This window comes from Streptomyces sp. NPDC049597 (assembly GCF_040675505.1).
In the GTDB taxonomy this organism is placed as follows: Bacteria; Actinomycetota; Actinomycetes; order Streptomycetales; family Streptomycetaceae; genus Streptomyces.
The window spans coordinates 35,703-55,699 of sequence record NZ_JBFAOY010000029.1; the positions used below are offsets into that span (position 1 = coordinate 35,703).

13 protein-coding genes and 1 pseudogene are annotated in these 19,997 nt (G+C 66.4%); 6 read left to right on the forward strand and 8 right to left on the reverse strand.

Translation table 11 applies throughout. The features are described 5' to 3' along the window. Position 1: 1 nt before the first annotated feature. On the forward strand, positions 2-673 hold the full coding sequence (locus tag AB0K02_RS27130) for a hypothetical protein (protein WP_365995145.1): 672 nt from the start codon (positions 2-4) through the stop codon (positions 671-673). Between the two features lie 525 nt (positions 674-1,198). Next, positions 1,199-1,693, forward strand: a pseudogene (locus AB0K02_RS27135) (IS5 family transposase); the annotation flags it as partial. 25 nt (positions 1,694-1,718) lie between these two features. Here the strand turns inward: AB0K02_RS27135 and AB0K02_RS27140 are convergent. The 4 genes from AB0K02_RS27140 to AB0K02_RS27155 all read right to left on the reverse strand — a co-directional run bounded on the left by AB0K02_RS27140 (position 1,719) and on the right by AB0K02_RS27155 (position 6,523). Continuing rightward, complete coding sequence (locus tag AB0K02_RS27140; protein ID WP_365995146.1) at positions 1,719-2,294, reverse strand: SUKH-4 family immunity protein; 576 nt, start codon at positions 2,292-2,294, stop codon at positions 1,719-1,721. A gap of 14 nt (positions 2,295-2,308) precedes the next feature. After that, a complete protein-coding gene (locus AB0K02_RS27145) occupies positions 2,309-3,853 on the reverse strand; it encodes a nucleic acid/nucleotide deaminase domain-containing protein (RefSeq protein WP_365995147.1) in 1,545 nt (514 codons plus the stop codon). A 91-nt stretch (positions 3,854-3,944) separates the two neighbouring features. Next, complete coding sequence (locus AB0K02_RS27150; RefSeq protein ID WP_365995148.1) at positions 3,945-5,543, reverse strand: hypothetical protein; 1,599 nt, start codon at positions 5,541-5,543, stop codon at positions 3,945-3,947. 92 nt (positions 5,544-5,635) lie between these two features. After that, positions 5,636-6,523 carry a nucleic acid/nucleotide deaminase domain-containing protein gene (locus tag AB0K02_RS27155; RefSeq protein ID WP_365995149.1) on the reverse strand — a complete coding sequence of 296 codons (888 nt, stop codon included), beginning with the start codon at positions 6,521-6,523 and terminating at the stop codon, positions 5,636-5,638. Between the two features lie 765 nt (positions 6,524-7,288). Between AB0K02_RS27155 and AB0K02_RS27160 the strand changes: the two genes are divergently transcribed. From AB0K02_RS27160 to AB0K02_RS27175, 4 genes are all read left to right on the forward strand, one after another. After that, a complete protein-coding gene (locus AB0K02_RS27160) occupies positions 7,289-7,963 on the forward strand; it encodes a hypothetical protein (RefSeq protein ID WP_365995150.1) in 675 nt (224 codons plus the stop codon). 1,112 nt (positions 7,964-9,075) lie between these two features. Further along, positions 9,076-10,476 carry a 3'-5' exonuclease gene (locus AB0K02_RS27165; RefSeq protein WP_365995151.1) on the forward strand — a complete coding sequence of 467 codons (1,401 nt, stop codon included), beginning with the start codon at positions 9,076-9,078 and terminating at the stop codon, positions 10,474-10,476. Continuing rightward, a complete protein-coding gene (locus tag AB0K02_RS27170) occupies positions 10,473-11,156 on the forward strand; it encodes a DarT ssDNA thymidine ADP-ribosyltransferase family protein (RefSeq protein WP_365995152.1) in 684 nt (227 codons plus the stop codon). The genes AB0K02_RS27165 and AB0K02_RS27170 overlap by 4 nt, the downstream gene beginning before the upstream one ends. A 17-nt stretch (positions 11,157-11,173) precedes the next feature. After that, positions 11,174-12,838, forward strand: coding sequence for an ADP-ribosylglycohydrolase family protein (locus tag AB0K02_RS27175; RefSeq protein WP_365995153.1), 1,665 nt, complete (start codon positions 11,174-11,176; stop codon positions 12,836-12,838). A gap of 429 nt (positions 12,839-13,267) precedes the next feature. On the opposite strand, the gene AB0K02_RS27180 is transcribed toward AB0K02_RS27175, so the two are convergent. The 4 genes from AB0K02_RS27180 to AB0K02_RS27195 are packed head-to-tail and all read right to left on the reverse strand — an operon-like array spanning position 13,268 to position 19,930. Beyond that, complete coding sequence (locus AB0K02_RS27180) at positions 13,268-14,446, reverse strand: Wadjet anti-phage system protein JetD domain-containing protein (protein WP_365995154.1); 1,179 nt, start codon at positions 14,444-14,446, stop codon at positions 13,268-13,270. Next, positions 14,443-17,877 carry an ATP-binding protein gene (locus AB0K02_RS27185; RefSeq protein WP_365995155.1) on the reverse strand — a complete coding sequence of 1,145 codons (3,435 nt, stop codon included), beginning with the start codon at positions 17,875-17,877 and terminating at the stop codon, positions 14,443-14,445. Before AB0K02_RS27185 ends, AB0K02_RS27180 begins: the two co-directional genes overlap by 4 nt. Beyond that, entirely contained in the window at positions 17,874-18,464 is a 591-nt protein-coding gene (locus AB0K02_RS27190) for a DUF4194 domain-containing protein (protein WP_365995156.1), read from the reverse strand. The genes AB0K02_RS27185 and AB0K02_RS27190 overlap by 4 nt, the downstream gene beginning before the upstream one ends. Beyond that, positions 18,461-19,930, reverse strand: a complete 1,470-nt coding sequence (locus AB0K02_RS27195; protein WP_365995157.1) for a DUF3375 domain-containing protein — start codon at positions 19,928-19,930, stop codon at positions 18,461-18,463. Before AB0K02_RS27195 ends, AB0K02_RS27190 begins: the two co-directional genes overlap by 4 nt. Between the last annotated feature and the right edge of the window lie 67 nt (positions 19,931-19,997).

Consider the following 19,997-nt stretch of genomic DNA (forward strand, 5'->3'; position numbering starts at 1 on the left):
AATGATCGTTGAGAGTCTCGTCACACAAGAAGCGATGCCGATTACGGCAGGTCGCAATTATGGCGTCTACGGTCTTGCTCAATATGCCTCACGCGCCATCGTCTTGGTGCGATCGGATGATGACCGCCCCAACTGGTGCCCGCTTGAGTGGTTTCGGGTAGTAGATGGCCATATTCCCGGAGATTGGGAATTTTCCGTCGTCGACCCGACTGGGTCGGCTCTGCAGCTCCTATTTGGATACCCGGAACTGGTAAACGATCCGGATCACTATGACGGGCTCCTAGAGCGTGATCCGCGGGCCATCTCTGTTTTCAGGGAAATCGCAGTGACCCCGTCTGAATTTTCAGCTCCATCGGATGAAGAATTCTTGTCTAACTTTGGCGTAGTCCCGAGTCAGGTAGGAAGTAGTAGTCGCTTCTCGATTGAGCTGGAAGATCCGACTGGTCGCGCCATTCTCTTGCAGTGGGATTCGATGGCGCGTACCGCCCAGTGGAGTCTTTTGACGGGACGGGAGGTAGTTGCGGAGGAAGCGCTTGTTGAATTGAACGAGGTCGCCATCTATTGCGAAAATCAAGAGTCCGGATTGATCCTCCGGGCGGGTGCGCCTCCAGGGCGAAATCATATCAGGATGCGCATTTATCCGGCCATTCGTGCGCAAACAGTCATGGGGTAACGAAGGCTAACTCGATTCCCGCTGGGAAAGCGTGACCCCGTGTTTGGTAACTCCATTCGTTCTTGATTCGCTCGAACATTGTTTGCTGTCGCCTGCCCTATCGAGAAATTGCGCGATGCTGGGCCCTGTCGCAACCCGCCGACCCGACCGACCTCAGTCAGCAGGTGCCTTCAAGACTCGTGACGATCTGCGAAGCCCTGGACCGGACAATGCCGTCAGAACTCGTTAACAAACGCTGTCGCAAGAAGTGATCGAAGCCAGGAAGCCGCAGCTCTTGCTCCAGCGGGCTGCCCTGCACGAACTCGTCCTTCAGGGTGGCCGCGGCCCGGGTCAGTCTCCGGGTGAGCTCACGGTGGCCGTCCGCCCGGTCCGCCACGACGGCCCCGGCGGCCTCCTGTGACCAGTCCGCCAGGATCTCCTCGAGCAGCCGGACCAGGTCGTCCAGGTGGTCCTTATCCGCCCGGCGGGGCGGCGGCCGGTGATGACATTGCGCGCCCGGTGCGGTCGGACATTATCGAGCCGCTGATGCCGGCCGATCCGGTCCGCGGGGGGCGATGGGCCGCCGCACTCTTGAGGCCTTCGCGTGGAAGTACCGCACCAACTCGCTCTGGTGGGACCTGCCCTAGGAACTCGGCTCGTTCCAGACTGCGCACAGGCGGCTGATCAGATGGGCCGTCGACGGCACCTGGGAGACGATTCTCGCCGCCGTCCTGGCAGCGGCGGACGCCGACGACGACATCGACTGGACGGTGTCGGTGGACGCCACGGTCGTCCGGGCCCACCAGCACGCCGCCAGAGCACCCAAAAGGGGGCGGCCCGCTCCGGCGAGCCCGCCGATCATGTCTCGGACGCTCCCGCGGCGGGTTGAGCACCAAGGTCCACCTGGCCGCAGACGGCCGCGCACGGCCCCTCGCTTTCACCGTCACCGCAGGCCAGGCAGGTGACGCACGCGCCTTCGAGACGGTGATGTCCCGCATCCGCGTGCCCCGCCGCGGTCCGGGCAGGCCAGGCACCCGGCCCCCTGGCCGTTCCGGCCGACCGCGCGTCATCGCCACATGTTGGAGCTGATTTGGTCGAACAAGGTTTCCCACTCACCTTCTTCGTCTGCGAAGGGTGTGGGGTCGACAGCGGTGATCTCCTGAGTCATGCGGTCCACGATGCGCAGACGCTGCTCGTCGTCGTCCGTCTCCAGCTGCAGGTAGTCCAACCGGCCCCTGTTCAGGACGATGAGTGCGTGCACAAGGCTCGATACATCCGCGTGCATCGGCTGGTAGTTGATCTCTCCCTCCGGGAAGGCGTAGATCCGTCCGTCCCGCGGGTCGAGGGCGACTGTGGCGTAGATGAAGTGCCCGAGCAGCTCCCAGGTCTCTGCTTCCGGTGGCAGTTCGGATCCGACGCGTTCAAAGGACGCCTTCAGGCTCGGGCCGAATCCCAGGCGCGGCGCATGGTTGTCCTCCAGGTCCATCCGCGTGCCAAAGAACTTGCTCTCCGGAAGCCCGACAGTTGCCAGGAAGTCGGCTGTCGGCGCATGGAGGTGCCTGGGTGCTGCGTGGGGAAAGTAGGTCATGGAGGTGAGACCGAACGCCTCGATCGCGGCTTCTGGACTGACATGGGTAAGCATGCTGGACCTGTCTGTCATGGGTGTCCCTGGCTTTGGTGACGCTTCTTCAATTCTTTCATGTATTCGCGGTGCTCTCGGTCTCGCTCGGGATCTCTGGAAGGAAGCGTCTGGTCGTACGAATTGGCGTGCTCCACTTGCAGGTTCGGATTCTTGGTCTTGAAGTACTCGTCCAGCCACTGGTCGCACTTTGGGGATTTTTGGCAGGGCTCCCGTTCGGTGTAGACCTTGGTGATGTTCGCTTCTTCGTTGTGTCGGAGCACCGGGTAACCGATCGTTCGTTCCGAGTGCGGACCTTCGCTGTCGCCGATGAGAATGATGGGCTTCCCGGTCTTTGGGTTCACGTACTCTGCGGCGGCGAAGTTGGTGCCGCCGTAGTCGTCCTTCGCGAACCGGGCGATCTCCGTGGCCCGCGACAGGTCGGTGGATCCCGGTGTGATCTTCTGCGAGACCACCTTAGGGCCGCCGCGCGTGTTCGGGATGGGGTAAGGGTTGGTGCCTTTGGGGGGACGCCAGACGGTCCCATCCTTCTCCAGGACATTCCAAATACCGGACTTGTCATCCTTCGAAACAGCTGACCTGCTGCCGTCGGTGTGAAGTTCCTGCACAGACCCGTCAGCATTGAGCAAGTACATCGGGGTGTCGCCGCCGTCGGGCGTCTTGCATTTGTCGATATCGTCCTTGGTGTTCTTGTCGGTGCCCTTCTGGTCCTTCTTGCTCTTGTCGATCTTGCCGCCGTGGTCTTCGAGGGTTTTGACCATCTCGTCGGCCTTCTTGTCGACCGCGTCCTCGGCTTTGTCCATGACGGTGGAGAGCTTGTGGAACCTGCTGTCCTTCTTCACCGACGTCTTGCGCCCGGCTCCGCCGGCCTTGAACTCGCCCTTCTTCTTGTCGAAGTTGGTTGCGGTCTTCTGGTAGTCACCGGCCGCGCGGTCGAACTCGTCGAACTCGATGACGAGGTCTTGGGCCATGTCCTTGCTGCCCATGGCCATGACGTCGTGCGTACTGCCGCCGCCGAGCTTGTCGGAGAACAGCTTGTCGATCTCCGCGAGGACCTTTGCTTCAATCTTGTCGGTGACGATCGCGGTGATCTGATCGACGGCGTAGTCGATGGCTTCCTGGATGACGAGCCGTGCGGCGCCGATAGCAGCCGCAGACAGCAGACCGCTGAGACCGGCCGTGAAGAACATGCCGACGACACCGGCCGTTGCCGCGGCGGCCGTTGTGGTCAGCTTGCCGATGATCGCGACCTTGCACGTGACGATGAGGCCGGCACATTCGTCGAGGGCGCCGGCCAGGTCGTCGCATCCCTTGGCGAAAGTCGCCAGGTCTCTCGTGGTGAGCTTGCCCCAGCGGCGGTCGATGGCGTTGACCGTCTCGCCCTTGCTCTTGCCGGCGACGATGTGAGAGCAGGCGTCGTTGCCTTCCTTGACCGCGTCGCGGATGCCTTCGGCCAGCTTCCGGTAGTCCTTGGCCGAGGCTTTGACGTCGTCCTCGTCGATCTGTGGCCAGTCGATGCCTATGAGGTCCAGGGCCTCGACCAGGTCATCGGGCAGCGTCATCCCCATGTGTTACCCCCGTCATGCGCCAATCTCCCCACCCTTCATGCCAGTTGAACAGCCGTCAACTTTGCACATGGGAGGGAGCTCTGAATCAGACAGTCCGCAAGTCGGATTCTGGAGAGCTGCCGCCACCCTGTGATCGTCGTGGAACGAGGCAGGTCAGGGCCTCATCCATCCCGATGTAGACACGGCTGTCCGAATCAAGCGCCACGGCACGGACAGGCGGGCCAGGCCGGAACGTTTGCTGTGCACCGGTGTCCCACTCGATCCACTGCACTGCGCCGTCGCCCCAGGCCACCACGACGGACGGCCCGTTGTCCGTGATCGCGGCATCGAGAGACACCACAGGGCAGGACCGTTGCACCAGGGGCGCGGTCATGGGGGAGTGGCCTGGTGACCAGGCCCGCACGGTGCCGTCCGCGCCGCCGCTGTAGATGAGGGGTACTGCCGTGTCGCCGACGATGGGGACGCTGAGTGCGGCCAGAGACCTCACCGGGCCGTCGTGCAGCGAAGCGGAGTCTGCAACGTCTCCGAAGGCCCGCACGGTGCCGGTGGCGCCGCCCAGTGCCACGATCCCGAGGTCGAGTCCCGCGGCGTAGGCGAGCGCGGTGCCCGTGTGTTCCTGCACGGCTGCGACCAGGCGCTGGGCGCCGGTGGGGGTGTCGTCCAGCAGTGCCGCAAGGCCTGACCCCGCAGGCCGGGCGGCCCAGCTGGCGTCGGCGTGAACGTGACCGGCCTGATCGAGCACCAGCACGGTGCCGTCCGCGGTGACCGTCGCATCGGCCGGTTCCCCGCGTCCCTGAGGCAAGCGCCCGCGCGGGGAAGCGTCCGCCACGTGCACGGCCTTCACGACGCCGCCAGCACCGACCACCAGCAGACAGCCGGCGAGGGGCCCTTCGCCCAGAGCCAGCGTGGTCACAGCACCAGGCCAGGGCGGCGCCATGTCCCCCCGAACCCGACTCCACTCCACACTCCAGTCCGAGCCCGCCGCGAGCTCGACAAGCACAGGCGCAAGCCTCGGATCAGCAGAGTCACCCAACACACAGAGGAGACTCAGTGCGCGAGACGCCGGTGACTGTTCCCTGCACAGGGACTGCCCCGCTCTCAACCAAGCGGCGCGAAGCCCTCCGTGGTCACGGTCGCCGTCACTCTCGTACCCGGCAGTGACCTGCCACGGATCGGCGGCACAGACCGCCACCGGATCAGAAAGGTCCACTACCGTGTCCTCAAGCCCCGACACCGCGCTGCCTTCACCTTCGCTCAGGGACGCCTTCCACTGCTCGAAGCGACGATGGTCCCGCCACTGCTCCAGATCCAAGTCCAGCTCCGCGCAACCGCTGCCGGCCAGACGCTGATGCGCAGGACTACCGGAACGGGACTCGACGATCAGCCGGACATGCGGCAGACGGGCCAGGCTGCGCACCAGCTCGATGCCGTCCCCCTCGTGAAGATCGGGCAGAACGATCACCGTGCGCCGCGGGTCACGCCCCAGCACGGCCACGAGCTCACCCCGATCACGCGCCACGACGCCAAGCTGGTCGGCCAGCGACCACACCGTGCCCCGCAGGCTCCGCCCCGCGGCGGGAACCACGGCATGGACCGCGCGCTCGGCCGGAGTCCCACGCTGGCTGCCGTGGCGCACGAGCCAGGCGAGCAGCCCCGATTTCCCGCATCCCTCGGATCCTGACACGAGACACAGCCGAGGCGCCTGCGGGTCGGCAAGCCAGCCCAGCAGAGCAGCTGCCGCCGGTTCACGACCGGCGGCAGGACGTTCCCACCGCATCAGCCACGCCTCGCCTGCTCGGCAGCGTGCGTGATCAGCTCCTTGAGTCCCTCTTCGCGCGATGCAGCGCTCGCACCGTAGTCGAAGCTGTGGGTGAACTGAGCCTGCGGAAAGGTCTCCTGCATCCACACGGCACAGTAGTGGCCGGGCATGAGACACGGCTCCAGCTCACAGTAGACACGACGCACCTGGTCAGGCTGCACACCCTCCCCGGAAAGGCGGCGCCAGATCAGCTCCTCGGGATGCGGCCGCCCCGGACCCGTGGCCTCCGTGACAACCTGCTTGGCACCTGCAGCATCCACATACTCGAACGCAGCAGAGAAAGGAAAGTTCAAGGTGTGCCGGATGTCGTCGAGGACACGAGGCCACCAGGACTCCCTCTCCTCGAAGGCCGCTGCATCAATCCGTCGCAGCTCCGCAGACAGGTCGCGGAAGACAGCCGCAGCCTCCTTCAACCCCGAGGCCCCCGCAATCAGCGGCTGTGCACGGTCCAGCGCCAGCAACGACGCACTCAGCGTCGAAACAGCCGTGTTCACGAACATGTCATCCGCGACCCCCTCCAGCACGACGGCCTGAACGGCACCGTCGGGCCGCACACACAGATGCGCCAGACCGTCGAACCCGATGCGCGGCCAACTCTCCATAACGGCATGCGGCCGCGGTCCGGCGGAACGGGACGCGACAACGCCCAGGGCTACAGGCTCATCAACAAGCGGAGCGCGGAAGTAGGGAGCAACGCCTACCGGTATGCCGCTCTCCTCCAGGAACACCGTCGTGGCCTCCGGCAAGCGGGCACCCGACAAACTGGCCCGCCCGAATCGCCGCAGCCCCTGACGACCGAAGTGCTGAACCAGCTCGTCCCGGTTCTCCGGAGCGGGGGAAGGCATGGGAACCTCGCAATACACGCAGGCGGTCGATGGTCACAGACGACCTTAGTCGTGAGCAAGGACAGCGATGCCCCAGGACGGGGGAGCGGGCGCATGGCGCCGGTCAGCGGAGGAGGCGGCACGGCCGGCGAGCTTTGCGACCGGGGTTTGACGCCCAGAAGAGCATCTTGGGCTGAGCCGGCAAGAACCCTGAATTCAAAGGGCCATCGGTTCAGGTGGAGGCTGTTCGCCGCAGTACAGGGCGGGCCGGCAGCACCGAATCACTCGTGCGGCATCAGGGTGTCGACCAGCGTCGCACGTACAGACGTACAGGGTCCCCACCCGAGAAGGGGTCGGTTTGCCGGACCGCTGCACGTGGTAGCTCACGTTCCCACCACTACGCGACCGAGGATCCCGCCGACCTCGTCTGTGGCCTGGACGGTTGGGGCGGTGCCCCGGAGGCGGGATCACTGATGTTCGTGGAGGTCGACGACTCCTACCTCTGCAAGACTGCAGGCTGTGAAACGCTCGAAGCTCGATCATGTCGCCGCGACCCTCGAATTACGGTCCTCTGGCCTCGAGCCGGTGGACCCGTACCCGGGAGTGACCTCCAAACCATTCAAGGTGCGTTGCACCCAGCCGAGCTGCGAGGGCCACCTAGCACCGTTTCCTGCCTACCTCAGCGTCGTCCGTCAGCTGGCGGCCAAGGGCCGGGTTGGCTGCGTTCACTGCAACAAGCGGAATCGGGCGAAGCAGCGGCGGACGGACATGATCAGACTGGGGCACATGTTGCCCATGGTGGAGATACCTGATGTCAGAACCGCGGTGCAGTCGTGGTGCATGCGGTGTTGGAAGGTCTGCCAGCCAGGGCCGCGGCTGGACAACATCAAGAATGGCAAGCAAGGGGGCTGCGACCACTGTGGAGGAAAGCGTCGCCTACCTGATGACGTGGCGCGTGAGCGCGCACAGGCCTGGGGTTACATTCCGGATCCGGACATCCCTTACACGAGCGACGCGACAAAATGGCCGGGCCGTTGTGTCGCCAAAGGTCACTACTGCGCACCCGTTCTAAACGCTCACAAGCGCCAAGGGCCTTGCGGGACTTGCGCCGATAACGGCTTCAAGCCGCATCGACCCGCTCTCCTCTACCTTGTCACCAAGGCCAGCCTTGTCGCAGCCAAGATCGGCATCTGTGAAGACTCTCCGAAGAACAGGCGGCTGTACGAGCACCGGTTGAACGGCTGGACCACGATCGAAACGATGCGCTTCTCCGTCGGCGCCGACGCTCGGATCGTTGAGGACACCATCGTCCGATCCTGGCGCGCCCGAAACCGTCCGCCCGTGCTGGACAACGGTTACGGATACAGCGGATACAGCGAGACGGTCTCGCTCGACGAAGTTCGAGTGAGTGAAATCTGGTCGGAGGTCTGTGCCGTCGCGGAACGGATCGCGACCGAGTGACGCCGACCAGCCCACCTCTGTAGAGCGCATGTGTTTCCCTACCGGACCGATTCGAGTTTTGCGGTTTCTACAGAGGTGCACGTCCCGCCCTGACGGCCAGTCTCGGGCCAAGCGCCCGCCATCATCGGCTTGCGGGTGGGCCCCAGTTGAGGATTTGGATGCTGGTGGCCTTGATCAGGTCGGTGTCGAGGTGGAGAAGTTGGATGGGGGAGTGGCCGTGGCGGCGTAGCCATCGGCGCCGGCGCGTGTTCCGCGGGGTGCACGGTAGGCCGCAGCCTATCGACGTGCTCCCCGCCCGGATAGTTGCCACCGTGCCAGGCGTCCCTGGGCCGGCGCCGTGCTGGATCCTGGCCGGACAACCGACTGGATCATGGCGGGATCCCGGCGCAAGGTCGGTTGTCAGCGGCCAGCCTGCTGGGGGAAGCCGACCTGATTGGGGACGGTCGGGGCCATCGGGGTCGGCTGAGGGCCCGCGACCATCGCCGTGAGAGCCCTGTCGGTCGCGCGGACCGTGTCCGGGCGCCGACAGGGAGGGGCAGCCGTGTCCGCTGACAGGACCGGGCGGGCTGCGATCCCCTTTTGTCGGGGAGCCGTGCCGACCCCGAGCGGCACGGCTCCCTACCGGGAGCGAGGACCTGGTGGTGCTGCGTTCGCGGGTGGAGCCGATGCTCGCCCAGGCCCGGGAGACTCCCCGGCCCCGGCACCCTGCCTGGCGGGCTCGTGTTCGAGGCGAAGTTCGACGAACGGGTGCTTGCTTCTCACCCCGGTCCGGCCAGGTACGCCGGTGCTCTTGCCGTATCGGAGTGGCAGTTGATCCAGCGTCACTTCCCCGACCTCGTCATCGCGGCGGCGCAGCTGCCGCACGGACTGGTCCTCGACGGCGTTATGCGACGTGCCCGTTGACAGCCTGCTGCTCCACGCCGGACAGCCAAGTGCCTGCCATCTCTGAGGGAGATGCACCTCGGCACCCATCACCCGAATGGGTGACAGATGTATTGCTATCCGGAACTGTGCTGACAGACTGCTTGTCCGATCTTCAACCCGCCTGGCGACAATCACTCCTAACATGGTCTCAGGTTCGGGGGAGCGAGTCTTGGGGAGGGACCGCGCGGATGAAGGTTCTCAGACCGACGCAGCCGACGAGTGAGCAGCTCACCGTGATCAACAATCACAAGCCGGGGGTGTTCGTCGTACGGGGCGCCGCCGGAAGCGGCAAGACCACCACAGCCCTCTACCGGCTGAAGTTCACCGTCCGGTACTGGCAGCGGCGGCGCCGTGACGGCTTCATCGACGGCCCGGTCCGCGTCCTGGTCCTCACCTACAACAAGACGCTTCGCGGCTACATCGAGGAACTCACCGAGGAGCAGATCAAAGGCAACGACGTCGAGCTGACGATCTCCACCTTCGCCAAGTGGGCTACCGACCACGTGCCCTACGAGCGGATCCTTCGTGAGCGGGAGCGCAACGGAAAGCTGGACACCCTGGCCGCGACCCTGCCCCTGTCCGACGACTTCGTACGCTCCGAAGTGGACTATGCTCTAGGCCGCTTCATGCCGGACAGCCTGCACGAGTACATCGAGTGCGAGCGACAGGGCCGCGGCCGCTCACCGCGCATGCCGACCTCGCTGCGACGCCGACTGCTGGGCGAGGTGATCCTTCCGTTCCAGGAGTGGAAGAAGCAGCAGCAGGCCTGGGACTGGTCCGACCTGGCCAACGCGATGGCCGCCAAGCGCGCCGACGCCCCCTACCACGTGGTCGTCGTCGACGAGGCCCAGGACTTCTCCGCGAACCAGGTCCGGGCCGTCCTCAACCACGTTACCGACGAGCACACCCTCACCTTCGTCCTCGACGCCGCCCAGCGCATCTACCCCCAGCGCTTCACCTGGGCCGAAGTTGGCCTGGGCGTGGGGCCGCACAACAGTAAGCTGCTTTCGAAGAACTTCCGCAACACCCGCCAGATCGCCGCCTTCGCCGCCCCTTTGCTGCGCGACGTGGAGACCACGGACGACGCCGCGATCCCGGATCTTTCCTCGTGCGAGGAGGAGGGCGACAAGCCCTTGCTGGCCCAGGGCACCTTCACCCAGCAGATGGACCACGTCGTTCAGTTCCTCAACGACCTCGGTCCGGAAAACGACGAGTCCGTCGCCATTCTCCATGCCAAGGGCGGCGGCTGGTTCGACTACGTCAAGACGCGCCTAAACACCGCCGGGCTGGCCTGGGCCGAACTTACCCGTAATGGGGAATGGCCCACCGGCCCGGTGAACGTGGCGCTGTCGACCATGCACTCCGCAAAGGGCCTGGAGTTCGACCACGTCATCATCGTCGGCCTTAACAGCGAGGTCATGCCGCACGCCGCTGAGCCCGGGGACAGCGAGCGAGACGCTCACCTGCGCCTGCTGGCCATGTCCGCCGGACGCGCCCGCAAGACGCTCACCATCACATACAAGCCCTCCGAGGCCAGCGACCTCATCGCCTGCATGGATCCGGACACCTACGAGGTGAAGGCCGTATGACCACCACAGATCCCAGCCCGCCCATATCGGACGGCGAAAGACACAGTGAGGGGATCAGCGCGCTCATCCAGGAGCGGAAGATCACCGAAGTGGTGCACTTCACCACGAACCGCGGTCTCCTCGGAATCCTCGTGCAGCGGCTTTGCAAGGCCAGGGCGCTCTTGGCCCAAGACCAGTACCTCGAGAGCATCTACCACCAGAACACCAAGATCCGCAGAGAAGCTCCGCAGTACTGGTCCTACGTGAACCTCAGCATCAGTGAGCCCAACCACCGCTTCCTCCGGATCAGCAGCGAAGACTGGTGGGCGAACGAGGACCTGTTCTGGGCTGTCCTCAGCTTCGATCCAGTGATCATGACGCACCCCGGCGTCCTGTTCGCCCCGGGCAACATGGGATACACCGGTATCACCCCCGTGAAGGGGCTGCCCGGAGCTGAAGCCCTCTTCGCCGACGGCGTTCCTGCGGGTTTCAACAAGACGATGCCGCGCCACGACCGAGCGCCTGACCTCCCGACGAATCCCCAGGCCGAAGTGCTCTATCCGCAGGCCGTCTCTAGCGAACATCTGCAGCGGATCTACGTCCTCACCGACGAAGACGCAGCGAAGGCCGAGGCCATTGTCAGCGTCAGCGAACATGATGAGGTCGACATCATCGTCGACCCGGTCATGTTCGGCAGGTAAGGACTACGGTGAGCGCCATGCAATGGGAGGCAGTACGCGCCTCAGCCCAGTGGGCTGCCTACGGAGACGCACTCGGCTTCATCACCGAACTGACCGACGCCGCCGGCGTACGTCGCCGCATCGGACGGGATGAAGTCACCACCACCGTGCCATGGAAGAGGCGCATCGGAGGCCGCTACGGACGCGACATGCCTCTCCCCGCAGGCGCATACTCCGACGACACCCAGCTGCGCCTGGCGACCTCACGCGCCATCCGCGGTGACGGGGAATTCGACGCGGAGGCCTTCGCGAAGATCGAAGTCGTTGCCTGGCAGGCTTACGCCCTTGGAGCCGGTCGTGGGACCAAAGCGGCAGCCACCGGCTTGATGCGGGTCGAGGCCAAGTGGTCGCAGAACATCTTCGCCACCAAGGCCGCCCGCTATGCCGACATCGGTGGGAACGGGGCCGCCATGCGTGTCCAGCCCCATGTCTGGTCCGCGCGGGACCTCACCAGCTGGGACCACATCACCCGCGACGTCGTACGCAACGCCGTCAGCACTCACGGCCACCCCCGGGGCATCCTCGGCGCCGTTCTGCACGCCGTTCTGCTGGCTCACGCCCTGGACACCAACGAACTGCCCGGCCCCAAGCAGTGGCGCCCCGCAATCGACTGGCTCGAGCAGGTTCCAGACGTCATCGCCAAGGACGACGAACTGGCGTATCTGTGGCTACCCACATGGGCGGATGCCGCAGGGATCGACTTCCGCTCGGCCGCGATCACCGTGGCCCACGAATGCCGCGCAGCACTCGAAGCTTATGACCCCGCATCGCCCCTGACCGCAGAAACTTATGCTGCCCTGGTGGAGCGGTGGGGCGGCTTCAACGACGCGACTCGCGGATCAGGAACAGTCACCACCCTGCTTGCCGCGGTTCTCGCACATGCCTATGCCGACTCACCCGAAGCCGGCCTGCTCCTCGCCGCTAACACTCTCGGATCGGACACCGACACCATCGCCACCATGGCCGGCGCACTCCTCGGCGCCGTCACGGCAGGCCCTCCACCTGGCACCGTGCAAGATGCCAAGGTCATCGATGCCGAGGCACGCCGCATGTGGGACATTTCCCAGGGGCGTGAAGCCGCCACGTTCGCCTACCCGGATCTGCTCCGCTGGAGCCCTCCCAAGGCCACGCTCGACCTTGTAGGCCACACGTCACTGGGGCCGGCATTGGCCGGTCTAGGTCCACTTACGCCTACGGACACGCCGGCAGTGAGCAACCAGGCCACATACGTGTGGGGCACCTTGTCATTCGGCCAGAGCGTCTTGGTCCGCGCCAGGCCAGACCTCAGACCTCTGGATGAGAACCTGCTTCCGGGAGATGTGAGACAGCCGCGGAGCCGGCCTGCTGGGAACGCTCCGAGAGAACAGCAACTCCTCTTCGAAGCTCCATTGCAGGCTGCTGCATCAGCTGATCAAAGGCCCGTCCTTGCCGGAACTGTGCCTGGGGCCGAGAGCGAGCGTGCCCACAGGTACGCACCACCGCCCCTTGAAGAGATCGTTCAGGAGCTGGCAAGAAACGGGTTCACGCCCCAACAGGTAGGTAGTGCACTGCTTCAACAGATCCGAGGCGGCCGATACAGCGTAGAGCGGGCTGCTGCGTTCGCGGGGCTCCTTGCCCGCGCCTACCGCCAGGACGATCAGTAGCAGTCCGGCCCAGCGAGCTGTCCACGACAGCTGTCAGCCGGCATTCGCGCTCCTACGGATTCCGGCCGGACCGCGGCTGTCACGACGCCATCCAGGCTATCTTCAGCACCGCGAAGGGCAAGGCTGCCAAGCGCCAGTGGGACTGGCCGCCGACTGGCCGCCGCGTTCGATCGCATCAACCACGACTATCTCCTCAACACCGTCGAACAGTTCCCAGCCAGGGAATTGATCTGGCAGTGGCTGAAGGCGGGCATGGCCGATGATGGACCGCCTCGGTAGCCGGGCCCGGGCGGGCCATCACGCTGGCCGGACGGTTGTTTCCGGCGTTATCACGGAACTGCGGGCCGCCCGGCCGGACGGACGCGGGTGTGGCCTCGCTAGCGGCCACGGTCCTGCCCCGCGGTCGTCCGGTGTCCGCAGCCCCGGGTGTCACCCCCGGTGCCGCGTCAGAGCCTCTCGCACGGCGGTGATGGTGATGCGCTCTTGCTCCAGGCGCAGGTGCGGCCGGTAGGCGCCGGTCCGCAGGTCCTGGTCGAGGTGGGCCTCCTCGGGCGTGAGGTGTGTCAGGCCGCCGCGTGCCTGAGTCTTCTCCTGGCCCCAGTGGGACTCGTGGGCGAGGAGGGTGGCGCGGTCCATGAGCAGTGACGTGGTGTGCGGGAAGCGTCCTCGGACCTGGTCGAGGATGGCGAAGCCATGGGTGTCGATGTCGCCCCAGTAACAGAGGTCGACGTCGTCGAGCCAGGGGAGGTGACGCAGCAGGGCAGCGGCGTATCCGGAGCCGAGGATGGCGATGGCGTCGGGGACCGGCGGCAGCGAGAGATAGGTGATCTCGTTCTCGAGGACGAAGACGGTGCGCACCTTGGGGGACCAGTCGGCCAGTTCCTCGGCTCGGACGGTGAGTTCGCTGAAGGGCAGGGGAGAGGCGCCGAGGTAGCGCAGGCGGATGTAGATGGGCTTGGTGCGGAAGCCGTAGCGGGCGGCGAGATCATTCTTCGGGGCGTCGGCGTCGATGCGGTCCTCGGGGAGGGCGTGGTCGAGGAGTTCGGCGAGGATCGCCTTGTGGGTCTCGACGAACTTGGTGTCCACGCCGGGGACGTCGATCTCGCGCAGGTAGACCTGTTCGGCGCTGTGGTCGCGGATCCAGCAGACAGTACGCACGAGCTGGTGCCAGACCGCGGTGCGCAGGAGCACCTTCATGGGGTGGTCGGCCATCCACCGGGCGAGGCCGGGGTCATGGAGTGCGGTGTGCTCGTACAGGGTGTGGAAGCGGTCGACCTCGGCGGTGACGCCCAGCAGGGCCCACAGAGCGGGGCGGGTGTCGACCCAGGCCCGGGCCGGCACGGTGTGGGAGGGAAGGCCGTTGCGGCCGCCGATGGATCTGGTCTGGAGGCGCAGCTGGGGGTGAAGGCTGGGGGCCCAGGACTGCGCCCAGGCAAGTGCCTGTTCGTAGTGGTGCAGGGTGTCGGCCGCGGTCGGGCCCTTGAGCGGCACCGCGATGGGTTCGAAGGGGTGTCCGCCTGCGGCGGCGGCTAGGTAGCGGCCGCTGGTCCACTTGCGGCGCAGGGTCTCGACAACGTCCTCGGGGCGGGTCCACGCGGCCGGCGTCATGACTGCTCCGCCGGCCGCTGGTGGGCTTGCCGGGCCGCTTGCTTGTGGGCGCGGAACTCCTCGATGGTGAGGTTGACCAGGCGGGAGCAGGTCTCGTCGGGCTTGTCGACGTAGCCGACGCGCGTGACGTGGGGCTCGATGACGTGCAGCTTCTGGAGCGGGGTGATGACAAGGAGTTGCAGGCCCAGACGCTGGAACAGGTCGAGGGCGAAGTGGGCGGAGGAGTCGTCTCCGCGTCCGAAGGCCTCGTCGATGGTGACGAAGTGGAAGGTCTTGGCCTTGGTGGTGGTGGGGTCGATGCGGAACTGGTAGGCGAGGGAGGCCGCGAGAACGGTGTAGGCGAGCTTTTCCTTCTGGCCGCCTGACTTGCCGCCGGAATCGGGGTGGACCTCGTGCTCGGTGTCGGTGCCGCGGTCGAGCTCGCTGGCGGAGAAGACGAACCAGCGCCGCACGTCGGTGACCCGGGCGGTCCACCCGGCGTCGACGCGGGTGTGGTCGGCGCGGCCCTTGAACCGATCGAGGAGCGCTTTGACCTGGAGGAACTTCTCCTCGGTGTAGGCGTCGCCGGTGTCGTTGGAGAGCGCTTCGCTGCTGCAGGCCCGCAGGTCGTGCTGGAATTCGCGGATTTCCCTGTTCAGCGTTGGGGCGGCGTTCAGCCGGATGTAGCGGCCCGGGTTGTAGTCGATGCCGGCCAGCGAGTCGTTGATCACGTCGATGCGTTCGCGGATCTGCTGCTCCTGGGCGGTGAGCCGGCCCTGGAAGGAGGCGATGTCGCGGATGACATTGGTACGCAGGTAGAGGAGGAACTGCTGCTCGAAGCGAGGCAGGTCCTCGTCGGTGAGATGGCGGTGCAGCGATCTGTAGCCGGCGACGGACCCCATGGAGTTGTCCAGTTCGGTGGTGTGGGCCGGGTATCTGCCGCGGAAGGCGGTCATCAGCCCGATCGCCTGGTTGCTCGCCTGGCGCAGGGTGTCGTTGCGTCTGCCGATCGTGCGCTGCAGTTGTACTTCGGCGTCGCGCTCGGCTATGTCCAGGTCCTCCAGGCGGCTGTCGTCGCTGCCGACCGCGGGCAGGAACCTGCCCAGGGCTGTCTCGTGCTCCGCCACGGCGTCGAGGTCGCATTTCGCCAGCAGGTTCGTGGTCTTCTCCAGCAGCGTGGTGGTGCCCTCGGTGTCGTGGCGCAGCGCGCCCAGCTCTTCCTGGCCCTGGCCGAGGGTCTCCTCGCTCTGCTTGATGTCGTTCTTGGCCTGCTGGAGCTGCGCGGTGAGCGTGTCCAGGCCTGCCTCGGCCTCCAGGGTGCGTTTTTGCCGCTCGAGCTGTTCGATGTCAGCGACGGTGGCCGGCCAGTCGAGTTCCGCGTAGGCGGTGACGCTGGCCAGGAGGGTGAGGGCGCCGCTGGTTCCGGCGCGGGCCCTTTGACGCTTCTCGAGTTCGCGGGTGGCGGCGGTGAGGGCGGCGCTCTCGCGGGTGAGGCGGTCGGCGTCGGCGAGGAGGGCGTCGAGCTTAGTCTGGTTGCTCCAGCCCAGCACCCAATTGCGCCGGTCGTCGATGCGGTGGGTGTCATTCTTCTCGTGGCGGCCTCCGCCGGCCTTGACCAGGCCTTGCCGGGTGACGGCGGGCCGGGTGGCGCGGGTGAAGGTTTCCAGGTCTTCGGCGCACAGGTAGTCGGCGCGCGAGCGCAGCCGCGCGGCGAGCCAGTCGCGGGCCCAGCTGTCGAACTTGAGGTCGAGTTTGCCGGTCAGCAGGGTGCGGTCGTCAGGCAGCGTGGTGCTCGCGGTATGGGCGGGGATCGCGTAGTAGACGAGCCTGAGTCCCAGGTGACGGCCGTTGACCCAGGACGAGACCGCGTCGTAGTGGGTGTGCGGGACCAGCAAGGACAGGGCGAATCCGCGCAGGACGCGTTCGGCGGCGCCGGCCCAGGCAGCCTCGTCGTCGCGGACCTGGATCAGCTCGCCGGCGAACGGCAGGATGTCGACGCCGACGCCGGTGGCGGAAGCGAGTTCGCGGCGCAGGTCCAGCAGATGGGCGGGGATGCTGGAGCGCTGCTGCTGCAGGCTGGTGATCTCGCGCCGCATCTCGTCGGTCGCGGCGGTGTTGTCACGGCGCGCGACGGCGAGGCCGTCGAGTTCCTCGCGGTCCTGCCGTTCCTGTTCCCCGGCCCGGGTGCGGGCGGCGGCGATCTGCTCCGTGCGCTCGCGGAAGGAGGCGGAGTCGGTGACCGGGGCCATGCCTGCTTGCGCGAGCCAGTCGTTGTACTCGGTGGCGCGGTCGCGGCGCCGCTTGCGTTCGCGGCCCAACTCATCGATCCGGCTGGTCAGCAGGACGAGCTTCTCCCCGCCGGCGCCGTCGATGCGGCGCTGCAGGCCGTCGGCCGCACCGCGGAGCTGCTCCAGCTGCCGCGCGCGGGTGGACTGCAATTCCTCAAGTTCTGTCGTGCGGGCACGCAGGGCCGTGTGGCGTGCGGCGAGGAGGCGCTGGCGGTGGCGGGCGAAGAACGCGGGGACGGCGCTGCGGCGCCTTTCCAGGATGGTGAGGTCTTCCTGGAGGGTGTCATACCGGGCGCACGCCTCCACGATCGGCGCCAGGCCTTCGATCATCTGGCGGGCCCGCACCACTTCGCTGTGGCTGGCGGTGAGCGCGTCGAAGTGAGCGACGATCTTGTCGACGGCCGCCTGGGCGTCGAACGGCTCCAGCATCCGCTCGCGGACGAATTCGTCCAGGCTGCCCACGGCCTTCATCGACACCGTCTGGTGGAACAGCTCCAGGGCCTGCTCGCCGGGGATGCCCAGGCCGCGGCGCAGCGCCTTGCCGTACTGCGTGTACGCACTGCCGTGGAGGGTGGCACCGCGCTGTTTCAGCTGCCGACGCAGGTCGGAGATGTCGGTGCCGAAGCGGGTGAAGTCGGTGTCGATGGACATCGGGTGCTCGGCGGTGAGGTAGAACCGCTCCGGCTGCCCGGTACTGGTAGGGGAGGTCCAGTAGAAGACCTGCGCGAGTGTGAGGTGGGTATCGAGGGCGTAGTTGGTGAAGACGCCCAGGATCACGCTGTAGGAGGTGTGGTCGCGCAGCCCCACGGGGCGGGTACTGCCCGTTGCTTCGACACGTTCGTTCCGGTAGTGGCCCAGGACGTAGGAGCGCAGGTCGCGTTCCTTGGCGTCGGCGCCCGCCGCCTTGTTGTAGTCGATCTTGTGGGCGGGCAGGAGGAGTGTCGTGATTGCGTCCACCAGGGTGGACTTGCCCGAGCCCACACCGCCGGTGAGCAGCGCGCTGTGCCCCTCGATGGCGAACGTGCGGGTGGTGCGGTGGAATGTGCCCCAGTTCAGCACCTCCAGGCGGGCGAGCCGGAATCCGGGGCCGGTGTCGTAGGTGGGTGCCGGGCTGGACGCCGTCTGGCGGGGGATGAGCGCCGCCGGGCCGGTGGTGAGAGTCATGCGTCGTCCTTAACCGTGGTGGAGACAGCGCTGCGGTAGGTGGCGAGGAGGTCGTTGAAATCTCCCAGAACCTGGGCGTCGACCAGGGCCTTGAGGTGCCGCCGTACCTCGTAGGCTGCGGTCTGCTTCGTCGGGCGCAGTACTTTGAGGTCGACGAGCTTCCTTATGTGGGCGTCGATCTGGTCGACGAGCTGGGCTTCGTTGCCGCGTGGGGGCAAAAAGCCGCGGACCATCTCGACCAGGTCCTCACGGGTCAGCACCAGGCGCGGATCGTCGGAGCCGGCGTCGCTGTCCGCCAGCCGCCCGCGCAGCAGGACGAGCATCAGGCTGACAGGGAAGGAGAGTCGGTGGCGGGTGACCAGCCTCGGCACGGCGGTCCCGTCGTCCCGGGCTTCGCTGTCCTGCTGTCGCACATAGGCGTAGCCCTCGGCGCGGTCGATGACGACATCGAGGCCGATCACGCCGAGGTAGTCGCCGATCGCCGCCTGCTGGGCGAGGATCTGCTCCCACACAAGCGGGGCGTCGCCCTGGTAGAGCACGCCTGCCTTCAGCAGGTGGACCACGGGGGCGGTGAGGGTGTCGCTCATCGCGGGTCGGCCTTTCCGGCGGCCGTGCCGCCCTCGTGGCGTACGAACGTCACATGCGGCACCTCGGCCCGGGCGTGGCCCGGTGCCCCCACACGCGGGTAGACCAGGACATCGGTGCGCTCTGGGTCCACGCTCACGTCCAGATCGGGATGCTGGATGCGGAAGTAGCCGAGCAGTTCCGCGAGCCCCAGGGTCAGCGGGTGGTCGTCGACGACAGTGGCCAGGGCCGCCTGGCCGTTCGGGCTCGCGGCGACCGCGTCCAGGACGTGGCCGGCCAGAACCTCGGTGTCGACGTGGATGCCGGCGAACAGCTCCGTGAGGTCCGCCTCGGTGTCGTCGGGAGGATCCTGCGTGGTGGTGTCCAACTCGACGCGTTCGACCGGCATGTACAGCCGGCGTTCCATCGGCAGCGCAATGCCCGCCTGGGGCATCTCCAGCTCCATTCCGGGCAGATCCGCCATGTCGCTCAGGGCGGTGACGTGGCGCTGGACGGAGCGCACCAGCGCGAGCACGCGCTGGTCCTCTGCCCGGCTTCGGTCGGCCAGGAAACGGCGCAGCTGTTCGGTCAGCTGCCGGACGGTGTCCTGAGTGTTTTCGGCCGCCTCCAGCCAGGCGAACGGAATCTTCAGCAGGGTCCGGTCGGTTCTGCCTTCCAGCTGCGGCAACTGGGTGACCTGCTGCAGCAGTTCCCGCAGCTCCTGCTGGCGGCGTGGGGAGAGGAGGTAGTCGAAGAACGCCTGGAAGCTCTGTCCCTGGTCGGACTGGGCGATCTCGTCGCGTTCCAGCAGGAAGGCGGCCAGCTGCTCGCCCTTTCCGCCTTCCGCGGTTGCCACTTGCCGGCGCAGCCGCCGGTCCAGTTCCCGCAGATTCGCCTCCACCTCACGGAAGTCCCGCAGGAGTTCGACCGCGGTGCTCTCCACCTGCTGGTAGCGGTCCAGCAGGGCGAGCGGGGAGAGGAGTTCCACCTCTCCGGTGAGCAGCCGGGCGATCTGGGCGTCGAGTGCATCACGTTCCCGGCGCAGTTCGTCGATGCGCGCCTGCGGGTCGGTCTGCGCCCCGAAGGCCATCTGCCGAAGAAGTGTGACGACGGTGTTCAGGCGGGACTCTGTCCCGATGAACGAGCGTGCCGGCAAATCCCGCACCCAGGCCACGGCCTTCTCCAGGGCCGTGGTCGCATCGAAGTGCGCCTCGTCCTCGCCGGGCGGGTAGTACTTGCGCAGCCAGCCGCTCTTCGTCCACTCCGCCAGGTAGGCGGCTGCGGACCGGGGAAAGGAGCCGGGCTCGCGCTCGTTGAGGAGGTAGAGCTGGTCGTCCAGCCGGGACTCCAGCACGCTCTCGGGCACGCCGCGCGCGTTCTCCTCGACGAATACCGTGCCGCAGAAGGACAGCACCAAGGCGGCGTTGTCCGCGCGCAGCAGCACCCATGCCGGGTGGCTGGTGAGAGCAGTGACCTGATCGAATTGCATGCAACTCCCCGAGCGCACACCTGCGGTTTCCGCATCCGCCCGGATGGAGCGGATGCAGAAACCTTAA

What these genes read in the sequence shown, in the direction of transcription:
- AB0K02_RS27175 (WP_365995153.1), top strand. Translation starts at nt 11,174, where the DNA reads ATGCAATGGGAGGCAGTACGCGCCTCAGCCCAGTGGGCTGCCTACGGA.
- AB0K02_RS27195 (WP_365995157.1), bottom strand. Translation starts at nt 19,930, where the DNA reads ATGCAATTCGATCAGGTCACTGCTCTCACCAGCCACCCGGCATGGGTG.
- AB0K02_RS27170 (WP_365995152.1), top strand. Translation starts at nt 10,473, where the DNA reads ATGACCACCACAGATCCCAGCCCGCCCATATCGGACGGCGAAAGACAC.
- AB0K02_RS27130 (WP_365995145.1), top strand. Translation starts at nt 2, where the DNA reads ATGATCGTTGAGAGTCTCGTCACACAAGAAGCGATGCCGATTACGGCA.
- AB0K02_RS27190 (WP_365995156.1), bottom strand. Translation starts at nt 18,464, where the DNA reads ATGAGCGACACCCTCACCGCCCCCGTGGTCCACCTGCTGAAGGCAGGC.
- AB0K02_RS27155 (WP_365995149.1), bottom strand. Translation starts at nt 6,523, where the DNA reads ATGCCTTCCCCCGCTCCGGAGAACCGGGACGAGCTGGTTCAGCACTTC.
- AB0K02_RS27140 (WP_365995146.1), bottom strand. Translation starts at nt 2,294, where the DNA reads ATGCTTACCCATGTCAGTCCAGAAGCCGCGATCGAGGCGTTCGGTCTC.
- AB0K02_RS27165 (WP_365995151.1), top strand. Translation starts at nt 9,076, where the DNA reads ATGAAGGTTCTCAGACCGACGCAGCCGACGAGTGAGCAGCTCACCGTG.
- AB0K02_RS27160 (WP_365995150.1), top strand. Translation starts at nt 7,289, where the DNA reads ATGTTGCCCATGGTGGAGATACCTGATGTCAGAACCGCGGTGCAGTCG.
- AB0K02_RS27185 (WP_365995155.1), bottom strand. Translation starts at nt 17,877, where the DNA reads ATGACTCTCACCACCGGCCCGGCGGCGCTCATCCCCCGCCAGACGGCG.
- AB0K02_RS27145 (WP_365995147.1), bottom strand. Translation starts at nt 3,853, where the DNA reads ATGACGCTGCCCGATGACCTGGTCGAGGCCCTGGACCTCATAGGCATC.
- AB0K02_RS27180 (WP_365995154.1), bottom strand. Translation starts at nt 14,446, where the DNA reads ATGACGCCGGCCGCGTGGACCCGCCCCGAGGACGTTGTCGAGACCCTG.